The sequence below is a fragment of the Streptomyces sp. NPDC015532 genome, assembly GCF_043078065.1.
In the GTDB taxonomy this organism is placed as follows: Bacteria; Actinomycetota; Actinomycetes; order Streptomycetales; family Streptomycetaceae; genus Streptomyces.
The window spans coordinates 1,125,298-1,144,755 of the sequence record NZ_JBIBSY010000001.1; the positions used below are offsets into that span (position 1 = coordinate 1,125,298).

Consider the following 19,458-nt stretch of genomic DNA (forward strand, 5'->3'; position numbering starts at 1 on the left):
GGTGGTCCGGCGGTGTCCGAGCCGTCCGGCATACTCGACGGGTGAGCACCGTTCCCGAGATCCGCACCCTGCCCGTGCCCGACGGCCTGGAGGGCGAGCGCGTCGACGCCGCCATCTCCCGCATGCTGGGCTTCTCCCGTACCAAAGCCGCAGAGCTCGCCGCGGCGGGGAAGGTCACGGTCGACGGCTCGGTGGTCGGCAAGTCCGAGCGGGTGCACGGCGGCGCCTGGCTCGAGGTCGAGATGCCCGGAGCCCCCGCGCCCGTGCAGATCGTCGCCGAACCCGTCGAGGGCATGGAGATCGTCCACGACGACGACGACGTGCTCGTGATCGTCAAGCCCGTCGGCGTGGCCGCGCACCCCAGCCCCGGCTGGTCGGGCCCGACCGTCATCGGCGGTCTCGCGGCCGCCGGCTACCGCATCTCGACCTCCGGCGCAGCCGAGCGCCAGGGCATCGTCCACCGCCTGGACGTGGGCACCTCGGGCCTGATGACGGTCGCCAAGTCGGAGTACGCGTACACCTCGCTCAAGCGCCAGTTCAAGGAGCGCACGGTCGACAAGCGCTACCACGCGCTCGTGCAGGGCCACCCGGACCCGACCAGCGGCACCATCGACGCGCCCATCGGACGCCACCCGAACCACGACTACAAGTGGGCCGTCACCGCCGAGGGCAAGCCCTCGGTCACGCACTACGACCTGGTCGAGGCGTTCCGTGCGGCCTCCCTGCTCGACATCAAGCTGGAGACCGGGCGCACCCATCAGATCCGCGTCCACATGTCCGCCCACCGCCACCCCTGCGTCGGCGACCTGACCTACGGCGCGGACCCCACGCTCGCCAAGCGCCTCGGCCTCACCCGCCAGTGGCTGCACGCGGTGCGGCTCGGCTTCGAGCACCCCGCGGACGGCCGGTGGGTGGAGTTCGAGACCGGCTACCCCGAAGACCTCCAGCGGGCGCTGGACAAGGTCCGTGAGGAGAGCAACGCGTGAGCGGCGGTCCTGACGGGGCGGCCGGCCTCCCCTCCGCGGTGCGGGGCGTCGCCTTCGAGGTGCGGGTCGCCGAGCACGCCACCGACCGCGAGGCCTGCTTCGCGGTGCGCAAGGACGTCTTCGTCGGGGAACAGGGCGTCCCCCAGGACATCGAGTACGACGCGTACGACCCCGGCGCCCTGCACGTGCTCGCGGTCCGCGAGGACGGCGTGGCCCTCGGCACCGGACGGCTGCTGGAGGGCGAGGCGGCCGCGGCGAAGGTCGGCGGGGATCCGGCCGTCGGCTCGCTCGGGCGGCTCGCCGTGACACGCGAGGCGCGCGGGCTCGGCATCGGCGCCGCGCTCGTCGGGGCCATCGAGGCCGCGGCCCGCGCGCGTGGCCTCGCCGCAGTGGACCTGCACGCGCAGACCCACGCGCTGGGGTTCTACGAACGGCTCGGATACGTGGCCTACGGTCCGGAGTTCGCGGACGCGGGAATGCCGCACCGCGCGATGCGCAAGGCGCTGTGAGCCGGGGATCGCCGTAGCGGCGTGGCACGCTTGAGGTCTGGTTCGCCCGTGATCGTCTAGACCCCGCCGGAGCGCTGACCGTGGATCAGTTGGCCCTGCTGTTCGTGCTGCTGCTCGGGGCCGTGGTCAGCGTCCCGGTCGGAGAGCGGTTCGGGCTCCCCGCGCCGGTCCTGATGACTCTGCTCGGCATAGTGCTGGCCGTGCTGGACTTCGTCCCGAACGTGGACATCCCGCCGGATCTGATCCTTCCCGCGCTGCTGCCGCCGTTGCTGTACGCCGCGGTGCGCCGCACCTCGTGGAGACAGTTCGCCGCGAACAGGCGCCCGATCTTCCTGCTCGCCGTGGCCCTGGTGTTCGTCACCACGCTGGCGGTCGCGGCCGTCGCGAGTTCCATCGTGCCGGGCCTGCCGCTCGCCGCCGCCTTCGCGCTGGGCGCCCTCGTGGCACCGCCCGACCCCGTCGCGGCGACCGCCGTCGCGGGACAGCTCGGGCTGCCGCGCCGCCTCGTGTCGATCCTGGAGGGGGAGGGGCTCTTCAACGACGTGACGGCGATCGTGCTCTACCACGTCGCGATCGCCGCCGCCGTCAGCGGATCCTTCTCGCCCTGGCGGGCCGGGCTCGACCTCGTGCTCTCCGCCGTCGTCGCGCTCGTCATCGGGGTGGCCCTCGGGTGGGCCGCGAACAGGCTGATGACGCTGGTCGGCGACGCCTCCCTCCAGGTCGGGCTGACCCTGCTGGTGCCGTACGCCGCCTACGTGCTGGCCGAGGAACTGCACGGCTCGGGGGTGCTCGCCGTGCTCACCACCGCCCTGTTCCTCGCGGAGTACGCCACCGACGCCGACGACGTCATGACCCGGCTCGCCGGGTCGACCGTCTGGGACGTGGTGGACACCCTCGTCACCGGCGTCGCCTTCGGGCTCATCGGCCTCGAACTCCACAACGCGATCCGTACGGCGTCGGGACGCTGGGGCGAGATGCTCGGCTGGGCCGCCACGATCGTGGTGGTGGTCGTGCTCGTCCGCCTGGCCTGGCTGCTGCCCGCGACCTGGCTGACCAAGCGGCTGCACGCCAAACGGGACTACGACGAGGAGATCCCGACCTCATGGCGGGAGACCGTGGTCATGTGGTGGGCGGGGATGCGCGGGGTCGCCTCCGTGGCCCTGGCGCTCGCGATTCCGCTGGAGATGGACGACGGGTCGCCGTTTCCCGACCGGGACGAGATCGTGTTCATCGCCTTCGGGGTGATCATGGCGACCCTGGTGCTCCAGGGGCTCACCCTGCCGTGGCTGGTCAGAAGACTCGGGGTGCGGGCCGACGAGGACGTCGAGAAGGCCTTCGAGAAGGAGCTCGCGGTACGGGCCGCCAAGGCCGCGAAGCGAAGGCTCCGGGAGATCGAGGAGGTGGAGGAGCTGCCGGAGGAGGTCTCCGAGCAGCTGCTGCGCCGGGCCTTCGAGATCGGTGTCCGGATCAGTCCCGACATGGGGGACGAGGAGCGGCGCGAGGCGCATCTCCAGCGGGTCCGGCGGATGAAGCGGATGCGGCGGATCCAGGGGGAGATGATGAGCGCGGCCCGGCACGAGGTGCTGTCCGCGCGGAGCGAACCCGGGGCCGACCCGGAGATCGTGGACCGCGTCCTGAGACACCTCGACGTCCGCAGCCTCCGCTGACGCCTCGGCGCCTTTACCGGCGTCACCGGCGCCGGGTGCGGTCACCCGGCGCCGGAGGACGGGCTGCCCGGGCTCAGCCGCGGCCGGGACCGGTTCGAGGGGGTTCGTGGGCGTGGCGGGCGTGGTTCGGGCGGGCCGCCACCGCGTCCGGCTCCGCGCGGCCCGTGCGCGGGCTCTGCCCGGGGAGCAGCATCGCCTCGGCGGTGTTGACGCGGGGGAGCGCGTAGGGGTGCTGCTCGGCCAGCCAGCGGATCATCTGCTCGCGGACCGTGACCCGTACCGTCCAGATGTCGTCCGCGTCCTTCGCGGTGACCAGGGCGCGCACCTGCATGGTGTTGGGCGTCGAGTCGGTGACGGCGAGGCCGTAGTCGCGGCCGTCCCAGGCCGGGCACTCGCGCAGGATGTCGCGCAGCTTCCCGCGCATCGCCTCCACCGGGGCGGAGTGGTCGAGGTGCAGGAAGACGATGCCGGTCATCTGGGGGGTGCCGCGCGACCAGTTCTCGAACGGCTTGGAGGTGAAGTACGAGACCGGCATGGTGATCCGGCGCTCGTCCCACGTCCGTACCGTCAGGAACGTCAGGGTGATCTCCTCGACCGTGCCCCACTCGCCGTCGACGACCACGGTGTCGCCGAGCCGTACCATGTCGCCGAAGGCGATCTGGAGACCGGCGAAGAGGTTCGCGAGCGTGGACTGGGCGGCGACACCGGCGACGATGCCGAGGATTCCGGCCGAGGCCAGCAGCGAGGCACCGGCCGCCCGCATCGCGGGGAAGGTGAGCAGCATCGCGGCGGCCGCCACGACGCCGACGACCGCGGTGACCACCCGCTGGATCAGCGTGACCTGGGTGCGGACCCGGCGGATCCGGGCCGGATCGCGGTGCGCGTTCGCGTAGCGGCTGTACGAGGTCTCGACGACCGCCGTGGCGATGCTCACCACCAGCCAGGCGGCGGCGCCGATGAGGATCAGGGTGAGCGTCCGTCCTATGCCGATCCGGTGCTCGACCAGAAGCCTCACCTGGCCGTAGGAGCCTCTGAGCAGGGCCGCGAACAGGACCAGCTGGAAGGGGACACGGCCGCGGCGGAGCAGACCCCACAGGGAGGTCTCGCTGTGCCGGTCGTCAGCCCGGCGCAACAGACGGTCCACGGACCATCCGATGAGCAGGGTGAGCACGACCGAGCCACCGACGACGATCACCGGACGCAGTACGTTCTCCATGCCTGAGAAGCTAACCGGCCACCGGCGTCATGAACATGTGTTCTCGGGGCGGAACGGGGTATCCCAGGGGCCGCCGCCGGGTACGGGCCGGACGGATGCCGCCGGTACCGGCTGGCACCATGGAGTCCATGAACATCATGCTCTTTCACTCGACCTACGGACCGCGGCCGGCGGTGCGCGCGGCCGCGGACCGGCTGCGGGCCGCGGGACACGAGGTGTGGACCCCCGACCTCTTCGAGGGGCGGACCTTCGAGACCGCCGAGGAGGGCATGGCCTTCAGCGACACGGTCGGCAAGGACGAACTGCTCAAGCGCGCTGTCCTGGCCGCCGCGCCCTACTCGGATCGCGGCCTGGTCTACGCGGGCTTCTCCCTCGGCGCCTCCGTGGCGCAGACCCTCGCCCTCGGCGATGAGAAGGCCCGCGGGCTGCTCCTGCTGCACGGCACCTCGGACATCGCCGAGAGCGCGTCCGTGGACGAACTGCCGGTCCAGCTGCATGTCGCCGAGCCCGACCAGTTCGAGACGGACGACTGGCTGAGCGCCTGGTATCTCCAGATGCGGAGAACCGGGGCGGACGTGGAGATCTACCGGTACGCCGGCGCGGGGCACCTCTACACCGATCCCGGCCTGCCCGACTTCGACGCCGAGGCGGCCGAGGCCACCTGGAAGGTGGCGCTCGGCTTCCTCGATTCGCTGTAGCCCGGGGGGACTACACCGGGTCGTACGTCCGCTCCACCGTCTGCGTGCCGCTGCGCGTCCGGTACGAACGGGCCCAGGACGAGGTCGCGTTCGGGTTCGTACGGTCGGAGAGCACGTAGTAGTCCATCTGCGCGCGGTCGGCCGTGATGTCCAGGACGCCGTAGCCGTGCCGGTCGGTGTCGACCCAGTGGACATGGCGGTTGGCCGCGCGGATGACCGGGGAGGCGACGGCCGAGACGACGCCCTCGGGCACCTTGACGATGTCGTCGAGGTTGTCGGAGGTCATCGAGGTGACCACGAACTCCGTGGCGGCGGACGGGGACAGCGGGTACGTACCGGCGTCCACCGGCACGTCGTTGGCCCAGGCCATGTGGATGTCACCGGTCAGGAAGACCGTGTTGCGGATGGCGTTGGAGCGCAGGTGCGCGAGCAGTTCGCGGCGGTCGTCGGTGTAGCCGTCCCACTGGTCGGTGTTGAGGGCTATGCCCTCCTGCGGGAGTCCGAGCAGCTTGGCGAGCGGCTTCAGCAGGTCGGCGGAGAGGGAGCCCACCGCGAACGGCGAGATCATCACCGAGTTGCCGACCAGACGCCAGGTGGTGTCCGAGGACTTGAGCCCGGACTTCAGCCAGTCGAGCTGGGCGCGGCCGGTGATCGTACGGTCCGGGTCGTCGACCGAGCCGCTGGCGGTGGACGCCTGCTGTGACCGGAAGGAGCGCAGGTCGAGCAGCGCGAGGTCGGCGAGCTTGCCGAAGCGCAGCCTGCGGTAGGTGGTGCCGGCGATGGCCGGGCGGACCGGCATCCACTCGAAGTAGGCCTGCTTGGCCGCTGTCTGACGGTCCGACCAGGCGCCCTCGGCGCCCTCGGTGTGGTTGACCGCGCCGCCCGACCAGGAGTTGTCGGCGAACTCGTGGTCGTCCCAGATCGCGACGACCGGTGCCTTGTGGTGCAGGGCCTGGAGGTCGGGGTCGGTCTTGTAACGGCCGTGCCGGGTGCGGTAGTCGGCGAGGGTGAGGATCTCGTTCGCGGGGGCGTGCGGCCGTACGACGGTGCCGCGGGTCCCGTACTCGCCCGACTTGTACTCGTAGATGTAGTCGCCGAGGTGCAGCCAGGCGTCCAGGTCGTTCCGGGCCGCGAGATGGCGGTACGCCGAGAAGTAGCCGGCCTCCCAGTTGGCGCAGGAGACCACGCCGAAGCGCAGACCGGCCACGGAGGCGTCGGCGGCCGGGGTGGTGCGGGTGCGGGCGACGGGCGATTCCGTGCCGCCGGCGGAGAAGCGGAACCAGTAGTCGGTGGCCGGCTGGAGGCCGCGGATGTCCGCCTTGACGGTGTGGTCGGAGGCGGCCGTCGCGATGGTGGAACCCTTGGCGACGATCGTGGTGAAGGCCTTGTCCTTGGCGACGGTCCAGCTCACCTCGGTGTCCGGGCCGAGCCCGGAGCCCGGTATCGCCTGGGAGCCGGGCGTCACCCGGGTCCACAGCAGGATGCCGTCGGGCAGCGGGTCGCCGGAGGCGACTCCGTGCAGGAACGCGGGCGCCTCGGTGGCGCGGGCGGGCAGGGCGGCCGCGAGCGGGGCGGCGAGGACGGCGGTGGCGGCCGCGGCCTTGACGACCGTACGGCGGCGCGGGGCGCGGGAGTTGATGTCTCCCGCGAAGTCGGATGATCTCTGTCGACTGGTCACGGGCGATGAGGTTACCGACTAGTAGCGCCACAGGGCGGAGAATCCTGAAGATTCTCCGCCCTGTGGCAGCACGTTGCTTTAGATTTCGGCGTCAGTACGTACTCCAGGCGCCGACGTGCCAGCGGTTACGCCTTGCCGGTCCCGTTCCTGACGTCCTTCGCTGTCCCGCCTGCGCCGTTCTGGTGCCAGACGCTGACGTAGACCGTCGTGCCTTCGTCAATGTTCTTCGATCCTGTGGCGCATGAGTTACCGGATCCGTTTGTGTCTTGAATGGTTCTGGTCCAGCTTCCCGAGGAGTCGGACCAGAAGAGATGCAATACGGCGCGGTCGCCATCTGGATAATTGTCGCAGACCTTCCAGCTGTCACCGTTGTAGTAGAAATACCCGTCGGCGTGTTCGATGACGATGCAGCTAGTCCCCAGGGTGCATTCTTCGCTGTACGCCTGAAGGTGAAGGTTAGATCCCGCGAAGGCCGGCGTGACGCTGAGTGCGAAAGCGGCGGCCGCAACGCTGGCTCCTGTCAGTGCCCGCTGTATATTTTTGCCCAATTTCTTCATCGGTTCATTCCCCCCGTTTTGTGGTCTTTAGGTACGTACGCTTTGCTTGTGTCGCCTTTCTGTATCGATAGGCGCAATGGATCTTACGGTTGATGATCGAGTGGATGCAAGGATTGCCCAGCCGGGGTGGCTGTTATGGCTGTTTAAGGCCCCAGCGCCTTCTGTCGCATTAGGTACAATTTGCCCCGTTCGCCTTTCGGGAATAACTAATTCCGCTACGAGGGGAGGGGAGCGTCTTGCTCCTTGGTGTCGGCCGATATCGGGTCCTGTACTGCGTAGCAGCAGAGCGGCGGAGCGGCGGAGTGATGACGGGTCGTGTCGTCCTCCATGCCCGCACGATCTGGCTGAAATCGGATTGTTGGACTCCCCGGGCGTGGTCTGCTCTCGGTTTGATGGGCGGCTTCGGCGGCAGCTTTGGATCCGCGGATTCTCTGGCTCTGATGGGAAAGGACGAGCGCCCCGGGCCTGGGTTGGCCCGGGGCGCTCTGTGTGAGATTACGGAACCGTTTGTCGTAACGATTCGCGAGATCGGATAACTATGAAGTGATGGCTTTTTGTATGGCTGTGTTGAATTCGGCCACCGTCATGGGGGCATTCTTTCCGTCGCTGCCCGTAACGGCCTTTCCGTCCATGATCAAGCTCGGTGTGCCGGTGACGCTGTCCTTGTTGTCGTCGAAGGTCTTCGACATGGCCATAGCCCAGGCGTCGTACGTGCCCTTTTTGACCGCATCCTGGAACTTGGTGTTGTTCTTCAGTACGGGGACGGTGTCGGCGACCTTGATGAGGTAGGAGTCGTCCTTGAACTTGTCCGTCGTCTCGTCGGGATGCCACTTCGCCGAGTACAGAGCGGTCTTGTACTCGAGGAAGGCGTCCTGGCTCACGTTCAATGCGGCACCGAGAGCGCTCAGTGCATTCTTGGAGCCCACGCCGTTGCTGTTGTTATCGATGAATGTGGCGCCTACGTACTGGATATTGAACTTGCCGTCGTCGAGGTCCTTCTTGACCGTCGAGCCAACAGTCTGCTCAAAGGAGGCGCAGATCGGGCAGCGCGGGTCCTCGTAGAGCTTGAGGGTCTTCTTGGCGGTGTCCTTGCCGATGACGACGGTGGTGCCCTTGGTGCCCGTGGTGTTGGCGGGCGCCACGACGTTCTTGGCGTCCTTCAGGCTCTCCCAGTAGCTGGGCTTGTTGTTCTGCACGACCGCGTAGCCGATGCCGCCCGCTATCGCGAGGACCGCGACGAGGGAACCGGCGACGATCGCCTGGCGCTTGATCTTGTCGCGCCTGGCCTGACGCTCGCGCTCCAGGCGCAGCTTCTCGCGCGCCGCCGTCTTCGAGGCCTGGCTGTTCCGCTTGCTCATGGTGGTGTTCTCCATCGGGGACGCGCACAACGTGGTACGCGGAATACGTAAGGGGGACTGCTGATGCTCAGGGCTGTTTCGGGGAACGTCCGTTCCCGCGCGCTCGCCCGTGCCGGCCGGCTCAGGCGAAAGCGGCCGGGCGGGGCGGTCCGCGGCGTCCCAGGGAGTGCACGAACAGACGGGTGCGGGCGGCGGCCGGCCGGGGCGCGGTGCGCGGCAGCGGACGGGCCGGAGCGCGTCGTACGGTCACCGCGGCGACCGCGAGCAGCAGCGGCCGGAAGGTCGAGGCGGCCACCGCGCGCAGCAGCTGGTCCAGGGCGCGCTCGCCCCGGCGCAGCCACGCGGCCGCGAGCAGGCCGACGGTGACGTGCGCGCCGAGCAGCAGCCAGGCGGCGGCCGGGTCGGCGTGCGCGAGCAGGGCGGCGGCACGATCGGGCGCGCCGCCGGTCACCCGGGACAGCGGGGCCCCCACGCTGCCGCCGCCGCACAGCACGTCGAGGCCGACCGAGCGCAGCGGGCCCGCGACCGGGCCGCCCGCTCGGCCGTAACAGACGTGCTGGCCCGTCGTGAACACGGTGTCGGCGGCCAGTTCCAGCGGGACGAGCAGGGCGGCGATGCGGCCGAAGCCCCGCTCACGGCCCGCGAGCGCGAAGGAGAGGGCGAAGACGGCGGCGCTGATCGCGGCCACGGTGGTCAGCGGCAGCGGCATCTGGGACAGCAGCACGTGCGACGCGGCGGAGAGCGTCACGACGACAGCCGTGAACACGGCCGCGCGCGCGGCTCTGAGCTGGGTCCCGGATATGTCCATAGCGGAGGTGAGTCTCCCACGCGCTCCCGTAAGCGTCCCCTAAAGGGTTCCTGTGCGTTACGGGAGCGTTGTGGGGCGGCCGGTCGCGGGGCGTGCGGCCCCGCGGCCGGCCGTGCGCTCTACAGGCCCGGGATCCGTCCGTTGCGGAACAGGTCCACGAAGATCTGGTGGTCACCGCGCGCGCGGGTGCCGTAGCTGTGCGCGAAGTCCACCAGGAGGTCGGCGAAGCCGTCCTCGTCGGCCGCGATGGCCGCGTCGATGGCCCGTTCCGTGGAGAACGGCACCAGCTCCGAGTGGCCGCTCTCGTCGTCCGCCGCCGCGTGCATCGTGGCGGTGGAGCGGCCGAGGTCCGCGACCACCGCGGCGATCTCCTCGGGGTCGTCGATGTCGCCCCAGTCCAGGTCCACCGCGTACGGCGAGACCTCGGCGACGAGCTGGCCCGCGCCGTCCAGCTCGGTCCAGCCGAGCCACGGGTCGGCGTGCGCCTGCAGGGCGCGCTGCGAGATCACCGTGCGGTGGCCCTCGTGCTGGAAGTAGCCACGGATCGCGGAGTCCGTGACGTGCCGGGAGACGGCCGGGGTCTGGGCCTGCTTGATGTAGATCACCACATCGTTCTCCAGGGCGTCGCTGTTGCCCTCCAGAAGGATGTTGTACGAGGGCAGGCCGGCCGAGCCGATGCCGATGCCGCGGCGGCCCACGACGTCCTTCACGCGGTACGAGTCCGGGCGGGTCAGCGAGGACTCGGGGAGCGTCTCCAGATAGCCGTCGAAGGCCGCGAGGACCTTGTAGCGGGTGGCGGCGTCCAGCTCGATGGAGCCGCCGCCGGGCGCGAAGCGGCGCTCGAAGTCGCGGATCTCGGTCATCGAGTCCAGGAGCCCGAAGCGGGTCAGCGAGCGGGCGTCGCGCAGCGCGTCCAGGAGCGGGCCCTCGGCGGTGTCCAGCGTGAAGGGCGGCACCTCGTCGCTCTTGGCGCCGGTGGCCAGGGCGTGGATGCGCTCGCGGTAGGCGGCCGCGTACACCCGCACCAGCTCGGTGATCTGCTCGTCGCTGAGCGCCTTCGCGTAGCCGATGAGGGCCACGGAGGCGGCGAAGCGCTTGAGGTCCCAGGTGAAGGGGCCCACATAGGCCTCGTCGAAGTCGTTCACGTTGAAGATCAGACGGCCCTGGGCGTCCATGTACGTGCCGAAGTTCTCGGCGTGCAGGTCGCCGTGGATCCACACGCGCGAGGTGCGCTCGTCCAGGTACGGGCCGCCGCGCCGGTCCTGGTCGAGGTCGTGGTAGAAGAGCGCCGCGGTGCCGCGGTAGAACGCGAAGGCGGAGGCCGCCATCTTGCGGAATTTCACACGGAACGCGGCCGGGTCGGCGGCCAGGAGCTCGCCGAAGGCGGTGTCGAAGACGGCGAGGATCTGCTCGCCGCGTTGCTCGGCGCTGAGCTGCGGGACCGACATCGCTGGGTGCCTCCTGGTGCAGGTGGTGCGTGACATGACGGGGCGGACGCGCCGCCCCGGGACAAGGGGTCCGTCCACTTCCAACGGACGAACATACGCGGGAGTGCCCGGGTTCCGGCGGCGAACGTACAGCCCGGATGCCGGGCCCCCGTACGACGGTACGGATGATCCTCCGCCGAGTGTCAGTCCCGCGTCATAGACTTCGACGCTGACCCCCCAGACTGTCCGCAGCCTGTAACCGATGGTTCTTCCTGGAGGCCGAAACCGTGTCGAAGCCGCCGTTCACGCACCTGCACGTCCACACCCAGTACTCACTGCTGGACGGTGCCGCGCGGCTCAAGGACATGTTCGACGCCTGCAACGAGATGGGCATGACCCATATCGCGATGAGCGACCACGGCAACCTCCACGGGGCCTATGACTTCTTCCACACCGCGAAGAAGGCGGGTGTCACCCCGATCATCGGCATCGAGGCGTACGTCGCCCCGGAGTCCCGGCGCAACAAGCGCAAGATCCAGTGGGGTCAGCCGCACCAGAAGCGCGACGACGTGTCCGGTTCGGGCGGTTACACGCACAAGACGATCTGGGCGTCGAACCGGACGGGCCTGCACAACCTCTTCAAGCTCTCCTCGGACGCGTACGCCGAGGGCTGGCTCCAGAAGTGGCCCCGGATGGACAAGGAGACGATCTCCCAGTGGTCGGAGGGGCTCATCGCCTCCACCGGCTGCCCCTCCGGAGAACTCCAGACCAGGCTGCGCCTCGGGCAGTACGAGGAGGCACTGAAGTCGGCCGCCGAGTACCAGGACATCTTCGGCAAGGACCGCTACTTCCTCGAGCTGATGGACCACGGCATCGAGATCGAGCGCCGGGTCCGTGACGGCCTCCTGGACATCGGCAAGAAGCTCGGCATCCCGCCCCTGGTGACGAACGACTCGCACTACACGTACGCGCACGAGGCGACCGCCCACGACGCCCTGCTGTGCATCCAGACCGGCAAGAACCTCTCCGACCCGGACCGCTTCCGCTTCGACGGCACCGGCTACTACCTGAAGACGACGGACGAGATGTACGCCGTCGACTCCTCGGACGCCTGGCAGGAGGGCTGCGCCAACACCCTCCTGGTGGCCGAGCAGATCGACACCACCGGCATGTTCGAGGCGAAGAACCTCATGCCGAAGTTCGACATCCCGGACGGCTTCACCGAGGTCACCTGGTTCCAGGAGGAGGTGCGCCTCGGCATGGAGCGCCGCTTCCCCGGCGGCGTCCCCGACGACCGCCAGAAGCAGGCCGAGTACGAGATGGACGTCATCATCCAGATGGGGTTCCCGGGGTACTTCCTCGTCGTCGCCGACTTCATCATGTGGGCCAAGAAGCAGGGCATCGCGGTGGGCCCCGGCCGTGGTTCCGCGGCCGGCTCGATCGTCGCGTACGCCATGGGCATCACCGACCTCGACCCGATCCCGCACGGTCTGATCTTCGAGCGCTTCCTGAACCCCGAGCGCGTCTCCATGCCCGACGTCGACATCGACTTCGACGAGCGTCGGCGCGTCGAGGTGATCAGGTACGTGACCGAGAAGTACGGCGCCGACAAGGTCGCCATGATCGGTACGTACGGCAAGATCAAGGCGAAGAACGCCATCAAGGACTCCGCGCGCGTGCTGGGCTACCCGTACGCGATGGGCGACCGGCTCACCAAGGCGATGCCCGCCGACGTCCTCGGCAAGGGCATCGACCTGAACGGCATCACCGACCCCACGCACCCCCGCTACGGCGAGGCCGGCGAGATCCGCGGGATGTACGAGAACGAGCCGGACGTGAAGAAGGTCATCGACACCGCCAAGGGCGTCGAGGGCCTGGTCCGGCAGATGGGTGTGCACGCCGCCGGCGTGATCATGTCCAGCGAGCCCATCGTCGACCACGCGCCCATCTGGGTGCGGCACACCGACGGTGTGACCATCACCCAGTGGGACTACCCCCAGTGCGAGTCGCTGGGCCTGCTCAAGATGGACTTCCTGGGCCTGCGCAACCTCACGATCATGGACGACGCCATCAAGATGGTGAAGGCCAACAAGGGCGTCGACCTGGAGATGCTCGCCCTCCCCCTGGACGACCCCAAGACCTTCGAACTGCTCTGCCGCGGCGACACCCTCGGCGTCTTCCAGTTCGACGGCGGCCCGATGCGCTCGCTGCTCCGCCAGATGCAGCCCGACAACTTCGAGGACATCTCCGCCGTCTCGGCCCTGTACCGGCCGGGCCCGATGGGCATGAACTCGCACATCAACTACGCGGAGCGCAAGAACAAGCGCCAGGAGATCACGCCGATCCACCCCGAGCTGGAGAAGCCGCTCGAAGAGGTGCTGGCCGTCACCTACGGCCTGATCGTGTACCAGGAGCAGGTCCAGAAGGCCGCCCAGATCATCGCCGGGTACTCCCTCGGCGAGGCCGACATCCTGCGCCGCGTGATGGGCAAGAAGAAGCCCGACGAGCTGGCCAAGAACTTCGTCCTCTTCCAGGCGGGCGCCCGCAAGAACAACTACAGCGACGAGGCGATCCAGGCCCTGTGGGACGTCCTGGTCCCCTTCGCCGGCTACGCCTTCAACAAGGCCCACTCCGCCGCGTACGGACTCGTCTCGTACTGGACCGGCTACCTGAAGGCGAACTACCCGGCCGAGTACATGGCCGCGCTGCTCACCTCGGTCAAGGACGACAAGGACAAGTCGGCCGTCTACCTGAACGAGTGCCGGCGCATGGGCATCAAGGTGCTGCCGCCCAATGTGAACGAGTCCGAGCAGAACTTCGCCGCCCAGGGCGACGACGTGATCCTCTTCGGCCTCTCGGCCGTCCGCAACGTCGGCACGAACGTCGTGGAATCGATCATCCGCAGCCGCAAGGCCAAGGGGAAGTACGCCTCCTTCCCGGACTACCTCGACAAGGTCGAGGCGGTCGCCTGCAACAAGCGCACCACGGAATCGCTGATCAAGGCCGGCGCGTTCGACACGATGGGGCACACCCGCAAGGGCCTCACCGCGCAGTTCGAGCCGATGATCGACAACGTGGTGGCGGTCAAGCGCAAGGAGGCCGAGGGCCAGTTCGACCTCTTCGGCGGCATGGGGGACGAGGACACCAGCGAACCCGGCTTCGGGCTCGACGTGGAGTTCACCACCGACGAGTGGGACAAGGTCTACCTGCTCGCCCAGGAGCGGGAGATGCTCGGCCTGTACGTCTCCGACCACCCGCTCTTCGGCCTGGAGCACGTCCTGTCCGACAAGGCGGACGCGGGCATCTCCCAGCTGACCGGGGGCGAGCACGCGGACGGCGCCGTCGTCACGATCGGCGGCATCATCTCGGGCCTGCAGCGCAAGATGACCAAGCAGGGCAACGCCTGGGCGATCGCCACCGTGGAGGACCTCGCGGGCTCCATCGAATGCATGTTCTTCCCGGCGACCTACCAGCTCGTGTCGACCCAGCTCGTCGAGGACGCGGTCGTCTTCGTCAAGGGACGCCTCGACAAGCGCGAGGACGTGCCGCGGCTGGTCGCGATGGAGCTCCAGGTCCCGGACCTGTCGAACGCGGGCACCAACGCTCCCGTGATCCTCACCATCCCGGCCCTGAAGGTGACTCCGCCGATGATCAGCCGTCTCGGCGAGATCCTCAGCCACCACAAGGGCGAGAGCGAGGTCCGCATCCGGCTCCAGGGCCCGAGCAAGACCACGGTGCTGCGGCTCGACCGGCACCGGGTCAAGCCGGACCCGGCGCTCTTCGGTGATCTGAAGGTGCTGCTCGGCCCGGCCTGCCTGGCCGGCTGACGGCCGCACGGCGGAGGACGGCGGTCGCACGGCGGAGGCCTGCCGACGCACCGAGGGGCGCATCCTGCGACGGATGCGCCCCTCGGTGCGTACTGGGCCTCGACAGCCCGCGCGGCGGCCGCTAGTTGTGGCCGAAACGCCTCTGATGCTTACGGGCAACATCAGCGGGGCTGCCCTGGGCCTGCGACATCGGCGACTGCTGTGCCTGCGCCGATGACCGCTGGGCCTGCTCCTGCGCACGCTCGGCCTGCGAGGAGCGGTCCTGCTGGCCGCCCTGCTTGCGATTCTTGTTCTTGGCCATGGTGATCTGCCTCCTGTGGGGGATCTAGGGGCCAGGGCCGCGACCAGATTCACATAAGCTGACAAGCAGCGCATTTCCTAGAATTACCGTGCGTAATGAGGCTTGTCGGCAAGTGTTCTTCCGATCCGCCACGCCGAAGATCGAGTTCCGGCCGTTAACCTCCGCACGGTCGGGCAGACTCCAAGGAAGCCCGAAGCAAACCTCCCGGAAAGAGGGTGGACCGCGTGGACCGCTGCATCGTCCTGGTGGACGCCGGGTATCTGCTCGGGGCCGCCGCCAGCCTCCTCGCCGGGGAGCCGTCACGATCCCGGATCACCGTCGACCACCCCGCCCTCATCCAGGGACTGCGCGAGCGCGCCGAGTCCGACACCGAGCGGCCCCTGCTGCGCATCTACTGGTTCGACGGCGCCCCCGACCGCGTACCGCAGCCCGAGCACCGCAGGCTGCGGGTGATGCCACGGGTGACGGTGCGCCTGGGCGCGCTGACCCGCAGCGACGGGCGGTGGGCACAGAAGGGCGTGGACGCCGCCATGCACGCCGAGCTGACCGAGCTCGCGCGAAACCGCGCCTGCTCCGACATCGTCCTCGTCACCGGCGACGGCGATCTGCTGCCGGGCATGATGGCCGCCAAGGAGCACGGCGTGGCCGTCCACCTGTGGGCCGTGCAGGCCGCGGACGGTGACTACAACCAGTCCGAGGACCTGGTGGCCGAGGCCGACGAGCGCCGGGTGCTCGACCGCGCCTGGATCACCAAGGCGGTCCGCGCCAAGGAGATCGGCGGGATCTGCGCACCGCCGCCGGTACCGCGCCCCGAGATCGCCGCCATCCTCTCCGCGCCGCTGCCGGAGTCGGCCCTCGCGGCCGCTGCCGAGCGCTCCGCCCAGGAGACCGAGCACCACCAGGCGGCCGAATCGCCGAACGGCACCCAGGAACGGGTCCCCTCCGCCAAGGGGGTCCCCACACCGAAGGACCTGGCCGCGCTCCGCGCACCGGGCACCCAGGCCGCCCAGCACCCCGCCCAGCACCCCGCCAACGCCACGCTGCGCTGGTCCTCGGACAAGGGCTGGGTCGACCGGCCCGGCACCTCCATGGAGTCCCCGGAGGCCGCCGCCCTGCCCACGCTCGCCCAGCTCACCTCCGCGGAACAGCGCTGGGCGGACCGCGAGGAGGACATCACCACGGTCGGCGGCGACCCCTACGAGGTCGGACAGGTCTTCGCGCGCCGCTGGATGGGGCGCCTCACCGACCCGAGCCATGTCCAGAAACTGTCGGCGATGTACCCGCGGGTACCCCACCGGGTGGACGGCGAGCTGCTGCGCTACGCGGCCCGCTTCGGCCTGCTCGCGCACAAGGACGACCAGATCGACGAGCACGACCGCTACGCGATCCGGGCCGGATTCTGGCGGGAGATCGATGTGCGCACCGCGACCGAGCACGCGCCCGTGGGGGAGTGATCCCCAAGGCGCCGGACAGGGGCCGCGCGGGCCTCCGCCCGGTGGCCGCCACGGCCCCGAGCGCATAACAGGGCATCGGACCACGTACTCTCGTCCTTCGTGAGTACGCGCACGGCACAGACGCCCCCGACGGGACACCGGGGCGACGTCGTGTGCGCCGTGCGAGGTCTCACCAAGACCTATCCGGCGGTCCGCGGCCGCCGCGGCACCCCGGCGACACCCGAGGTCAGGGCCACCGACGGGGTCCGTCTGGACATCCGCCGGGGCGAGATCTTCGGGCTGCTCGGGCCCAACGGCGCCGGCAAGTCCACCGTCGTGCGCCAGCTCACGGGGCTGATGCGTCCCGACAGCGGCAGCGTCGAGATCCTCGGGCACGACATCGTGCGCCACCCCGAGCGGGCGGCCCGCCTCCTCGCCTACCTCGGGCAGGAGTCCACCGCCCTGGACGAGCTGACCGTGTCCCTCGCCGCCGAGACGACCGCGCGGCTGCGCGGGCTCGACCTGCGCGCGGCACGGGCCGAACGGGACGCCGTCCTCGACGAGCTGGGCCTGACCGCCCTCGCCTCCCGTCCCCTGAAGAAGCTCTCCGGCGGACAGCGCAGGCTCGCCTGCCTCGCCGCGGCCCTCGTCGGACGGCGCCCGCTGCTCGTCCTCGACGAGCCCACCACCGGCATGGACCCCGTCGCCCGGCGCGCCGTGTGGGCCGCCGTCGACCGGCGCCGCGCGGAACAGGGCGCCACGGTCCTGCTCGTCACCCACAACGTCATCGAGGCCGAGACGGTCCTCGACCGGGTCGCCGTCCTCGACGAGGGACGGGTCATCGCCTGCGACACCCCGGCCGGGCTCAAGGAGCGGGTCGCGGGCGAGGTGCGGGTCGAACTCGTCTGGCGCGAGAGCGCTCCGCTGCACGTCCCCGAGGTCGCAGCGCTGCGCGCCCGCGCCGTCGAGTCCGGCCGCCGCTGGACCCTGCGGCTCGCGCCCGAGGAGGCCCGCGCGGCGGTGGCCACGGTCACCGGCGGAGCCGCCTTCGCCGCACTCGACGATTTCACGCTGGCCACGCCGAGCCTGGAGGACGTGTACCTGGCCCTCGGCGGCCACGCGACACAGGGACTGGTGAAGGCGTGAGTGTCCGGGGCGTGGAATCCGTACGGGAGAGGGGCGTCGTACGTGAGCGGAACAGGACGGCTGCCGACGAAGGGGAGCAGTTCGACGTGAGTGCCGTACCCGCTGGAGTGCTGCCGGGCAGCGCGCTGCCCCTGGCCGAGGACGCCGGCGCGGCGGCGGAACTGGGACCGCGGGCACGGCTGTGGCCCTCGCTGGCCGCCGTGTACCGGGCGCAGCTCTCCCGGGCCCGTGTCGCGCGCATCCCGCTGCTGTTCGTGGCCACCTTCCAGTCCCTCGGCATCATGATCATGATGCGCGGGGTGGTGGACGGAGGCGCCGAGGCGCGGGCCGTGGTCGCCGGCTCGACGGTCCTGGTCGTCGCCTTCGTCGCCCTCAACCTGCTCGCGCAGTACTTCGGGCAGCTCCGGGCGAGCGGCGGGCTCGACCACTACGCGACGCTGCCGGTGCCGCCGGCGGCCGTGGTGCTCGGGGCCGCGGCCGCGTACGCGTCCTTCACCGTGCCCGGCACCCTCGTCACCGCCGTCTTCGGGTGCCTGCTCTTCGGGCTGCCGCTGGCCCATCTGTGGGTGCTGGCCGCGGTCGTCCCGCTCGCGGGCGCCGCGCTCGCCGGGCTCGGGGCCGCGTTCGGGCTGCTCGCCCCGCGGCCCGAGCTGGCCACCCTGCTCGGTCAGATGGGCATGTCCGCGGCCCTGCTGCTGGGCGTTCTCCCGGCGGACCGGATGCCGGCCCCGGTGCAGTACCTCCGGGACCTGCTGCCCTCGACCTACGGTGTCGAGGCCTTCGCCCGCACCTTCGGAGCGGCTCCCGACTGGGCCGCGGTCCTCGCCGATCTGGCCGTCTGCGCCGGAGTCGGGGTGGTCTCGCTGGCCCTCGCCGCCTGGGCCTACCGCCGGGCGGCCGTCCGGTGACGCGGCCGACAGCGGGGCCTGGCACGATGGCAGGGTGACCGCTCCGCTGACTCCACCTCCGCCGCCGCACGAACAGTCCCCCGAGGGCCGGCGCGAACCGTACCCCGCCTGGCAGACCCAGCCCGCTCCCGGTCAGGCGGGTCACCCCGTGTACCCGGGCGCGTACGAGGTCTCCTACGGACAGGACGGACCCGGGATGAAGACCGAACTGCGGGAGGCCGCCGTGATCACGATCGCGGTCGCCCTCGTGGGGGGTCTGCTCGGGGTGCTCTGGTCATGGCTGACCCCCCATGTGCCGCTGGTCGCGGACGCCACCACGGTGTACCTCAAGGACACCGAGGGGGAGCAGGCGATCGGCGTCGACGGAACCTTCACCCTGCTCGCGCTGGGCTTCGGAGCGCTGAGCGCCCTGGTCGTGTTCCTCGTGCGGCGGCGTGGCGGTGTGCCTCTGGTGATCGGGCTCGCCCTGGGCGGCCTGCTCGGATCGCTGTTCGCCTGGCGGGTCGGGATCTGGCTCGGACCCACGCAGGACGTGGTCGCGCACGCCAAGGCGGTGGGCAAGGGCGTCACGTTCTCCGCGCCGCTGAAGCTCGGGGCCAAGGGCGCGCTGCTGGCGTGGTCCCTGAGCGCCCTGGTGGTCCACCTCGGCCTCATGGCCCTGTTCGGCCCCCGTGACCCCGATCCGTACCAGCAGAACCCCTACCCGGCCACCGCGCCGCCGCCGGGACCTCCGGCCGCCTAGGGTCACACCCCGCGTCTCCGTCGGGACCGGCCGGACAGGTCCTGGGGTCACACCGCGCGTCTTCGCCGTGATCGGCTTGGCGGGCCTGCCCCGGACGGGGGCAGGGCCGGCCGGGTGCCGGGAGAACGGCTGTCCGGGCCGGCCCTTCGGTGCGGAGCGTGGGTCAGGCGGGACGGCGGCCGTGGTTCGAACGGCCC

Annotated in this window: 16 protein-coding genes; 9 read left to right on the forward strand and 7 right to left on the reverse strand. The window is 70.2% G+C overall.

Annotated features, from left to right (window positions below; all coding sequences use genetic code 11):
* The first annotated feature begins 41 nt into the window (after positions 1 to 41).
* The 3 genes from ACF07B_RS04765 to ACF07B_RS04775 all read left to right on the forward strand — a co-directional run bounded on the left by ACF07B_RS04765 (position 42) and on the right by ACF07B_RS04775 (position 3,162).
* Complete coding sequence (locus tag ACF07B_RS04765; RefSeq protein WP_362401868.1) at positions 42 to 986, forward strand: RluA family pseudouridine synthase; 945 nt, start codon at positions 42 to 44, stop codon at positions 984 to 986.
* 38 nt (positions 987 to 1,024) lie between these two features.
* Positions 1,025 to 1,495, forward strand: a complete 471-nt coding sequence (locus tag ACF07B_RS04770) for a GNAT family N-acetyltransferase (RefSeq protein WP_369485232.1) — start codon at positions 1,025 to 1,027, stop codon at positions 1,493 to 1,495.
* Positions 1,496 to 1,575: 80 nt separating this feature from the next.
* Positions 1,576 to 3,162 (forward strand): Na+/H+ antiporter, encoded by a 1,587-nt coding sequence (locus ACF07B_RS04775; protein ID WP_369485226.1) that lies wholly within the window; start codon positions 1,576 to 1,578, stop codon positions 3,160 to 3,162.
* A 73-nt stretch (positions 3,163 to 3,235) separates the two neighbouring features.
* On the opposite strand, the gene ACF07B_RS04780 is transcribed toward ACF07B_RS04775, so the two are convergent.
* Complete coding sequence (locus tag ACF07B_RS04780) at positions 3,236 to 4,378, reverse strand: mechanosensitive ion channel family protein (protein ID WP_369485227.1); 1,143 nt, start codon at positions 4,376 to 4,378, stop codon at positions 3,236 to 3,238.
* A gap of 128 nt (positions 4,379 to 4,506) precedes the next feature.
* Here ACF07B_RS04780 and ACF07B_RS04785 point away from each other — a divergent pair, with 128 nt between their 5' ends.
* Positions 4,507 to 5,076, forward strand: a complete 570-nt coding sequence (locus ACF07B_RS04785) for a dienelactone hydrolase family protein (protein WP_392177729.1) — start codon at positions 4,507 to 4,509, stop codon at positions 5,074 to 5,076.
* Between the two features lie 10 nt (positions 5,077 to 5,086).
* Here the strand turns inward: ACF07B_RS04785 and ACF07B_RS04790 are convergent, their stop codons facing one another.
* The 5 genes from ACF07B_RS04790 to ACF07B_RS04810 form a co-directional block, all read right to left on the reverse strand.
* Complete coding sequence (locus ACF07B_RS04790; RefSeq protein ID WP_392177730.1) at positions 5,087 to 6,754, reverse strand: alkaline phosphatase D family protein; 1,668 nt, start codon at positions 6,752 to 6,754, stop codon at positions 5,087 to 5,089.
* Between the two features lie 125 nt (positions 6,755 to 6,879).
* Positions 6,880 to 7,311, reverse strand: a complete 432-nt coding sequence (locus ACF07B_RS04795; RefSeq protein ID WP_392177731.1) for a hypothetical protein — start codon at positions 7,309 to 7,311, stop codon at positions 6,880 to 6,882.
* A 536-nt stretch (positions 7,312 to 7,847) separates the two neighbouring features.
* Entirely contained in the window at positions 7,848 to 8,669 is an 822-nt protein-coding gene (locus ACF07B_RS04800) for a thioredoxin domain-containing protein (protein ID WP_392177965.1), read from the reverse strand.
* Positions 8,670 to 8,790: 121 nt separating this feature from the next.
* Positions 8,791 to 9,477: a hypothetical protein gene (locus tag ACF07B_RS04805; protein ID WP_392177732.1), complete on the reverse strand. Its 687-nt coding sequence runs from the start codon at positions 9,475 to 9,477 to the stop codon at positions 8,791 to 8,793.
* A gap of 119 nt (positions 9,478 to 9,596) precedes the next feature.
* The gene (locus tag ACF07B_RS04810) at positions 9,597 to 10,925 is read right to left on the reverse strand and encodes a DUF2252 domain-containing protein (RefSeq protein ID WP_328453457.1); all 1,329 of its coding nucleotides are present in this window, start codon (positions 10,923 to 10,925) and stop codon (positions 9,597 to 9,599) included.
* A 266-nt stretch (positions 10,926 to 11,191) separates the two neighbouring features.
* On the opposite strand from ACF07B_RS04810, the gene dnaE reads away from it, so the two are divergent.
* Positions 11,192 to 14,731, forward strand: a complete 3,540-nt coding sequence (gene dnaE / locus ACF07B_RS04815; RefSeq protein ID WP_392177733.1) for a DNA polymerase III subunit alpha — start codon at positions 11,192 to 11,194, stop codon at positions 14,729 to 14,731.
* 121 nt (positions 14,732 to 14,852) lie between these two features.
* Here dnaE and ACF07B_RS04820 read toward each other — a convergent pair whose 3' ends face one another.
* Entirely contained in the window at positions 14,853 to 15,032 is a 180-nt protein-coding gene (locus ACF07B_RS04820) for a hypothetical protein (protein WP_326788325.1), read from the reverse strand.
* Between the two features lie 224 nt (positions 15,033 to 15,256).
* On the opposite strand from ACF07B_RS04820, the gene ACF07B_RS04825 reads away from it, so the two are divergent.
* The 4 genes from ACF07B_RS04825 to ACF07B_RS04840 all read left to right on the forward strand — a co-directional run bounded on the left by ACF07B_RS04825 (position 15,257) and on the right by ACF07B_RS04840 (position 19,261).
* Complete coding sequence (locus ACF07B_RS04825; RefSeq protein WP_369485575.1) at positions 15,257 to 16,486, forward strand: NYN domain-containing protein; 1,230 nt, start codon at positions 15,257 to 15,259, stop codon at positions 16,484 to 16,486.
* 150 nt (positions 16,487 to 16,636) lie between these two features.
* Positions 16,637 to 17,611, forward strand: a complete 975-nt coding sequence (locus ACF07B_RS04830) for an ABC transporter ATP-binding protein (protein WP_392177966.1) — start codon at positions 16,637 to 16,639, stop codon at positions 17,609 to 17,611.
* An 86-nt stretch (positions 17,612 to 17,697) separates the two neighbouring features.
* The gene (locus tag ACF07B_RS04835) at positions 17,698 to 18,519 is read left to right on the forward strand and encodes an ABC transporter permease (protein WP_362401846.1); all 822 of its coding nucleotides are present in this window, start codon (positions 17,698 to 17,700) and stop codon (positions 18,517 to 18,519) included.
* A gap of 34 nt (positions 18,520 to 18,553) precedes the next feature.
* Positions 18,554 to 19,261: an AAA family ATPase gene (locus ACF07B_RS04840; protein ID WP_369485577.1), complete on the forward strand. Its 708-nt coding sequence runs from the start codon at positions 18,554 to 18,556 to the stop codon at positions 19,259 to 19,261.
* Positions 19,262 to 19,458: the final 197 nt, after the last annotated feature.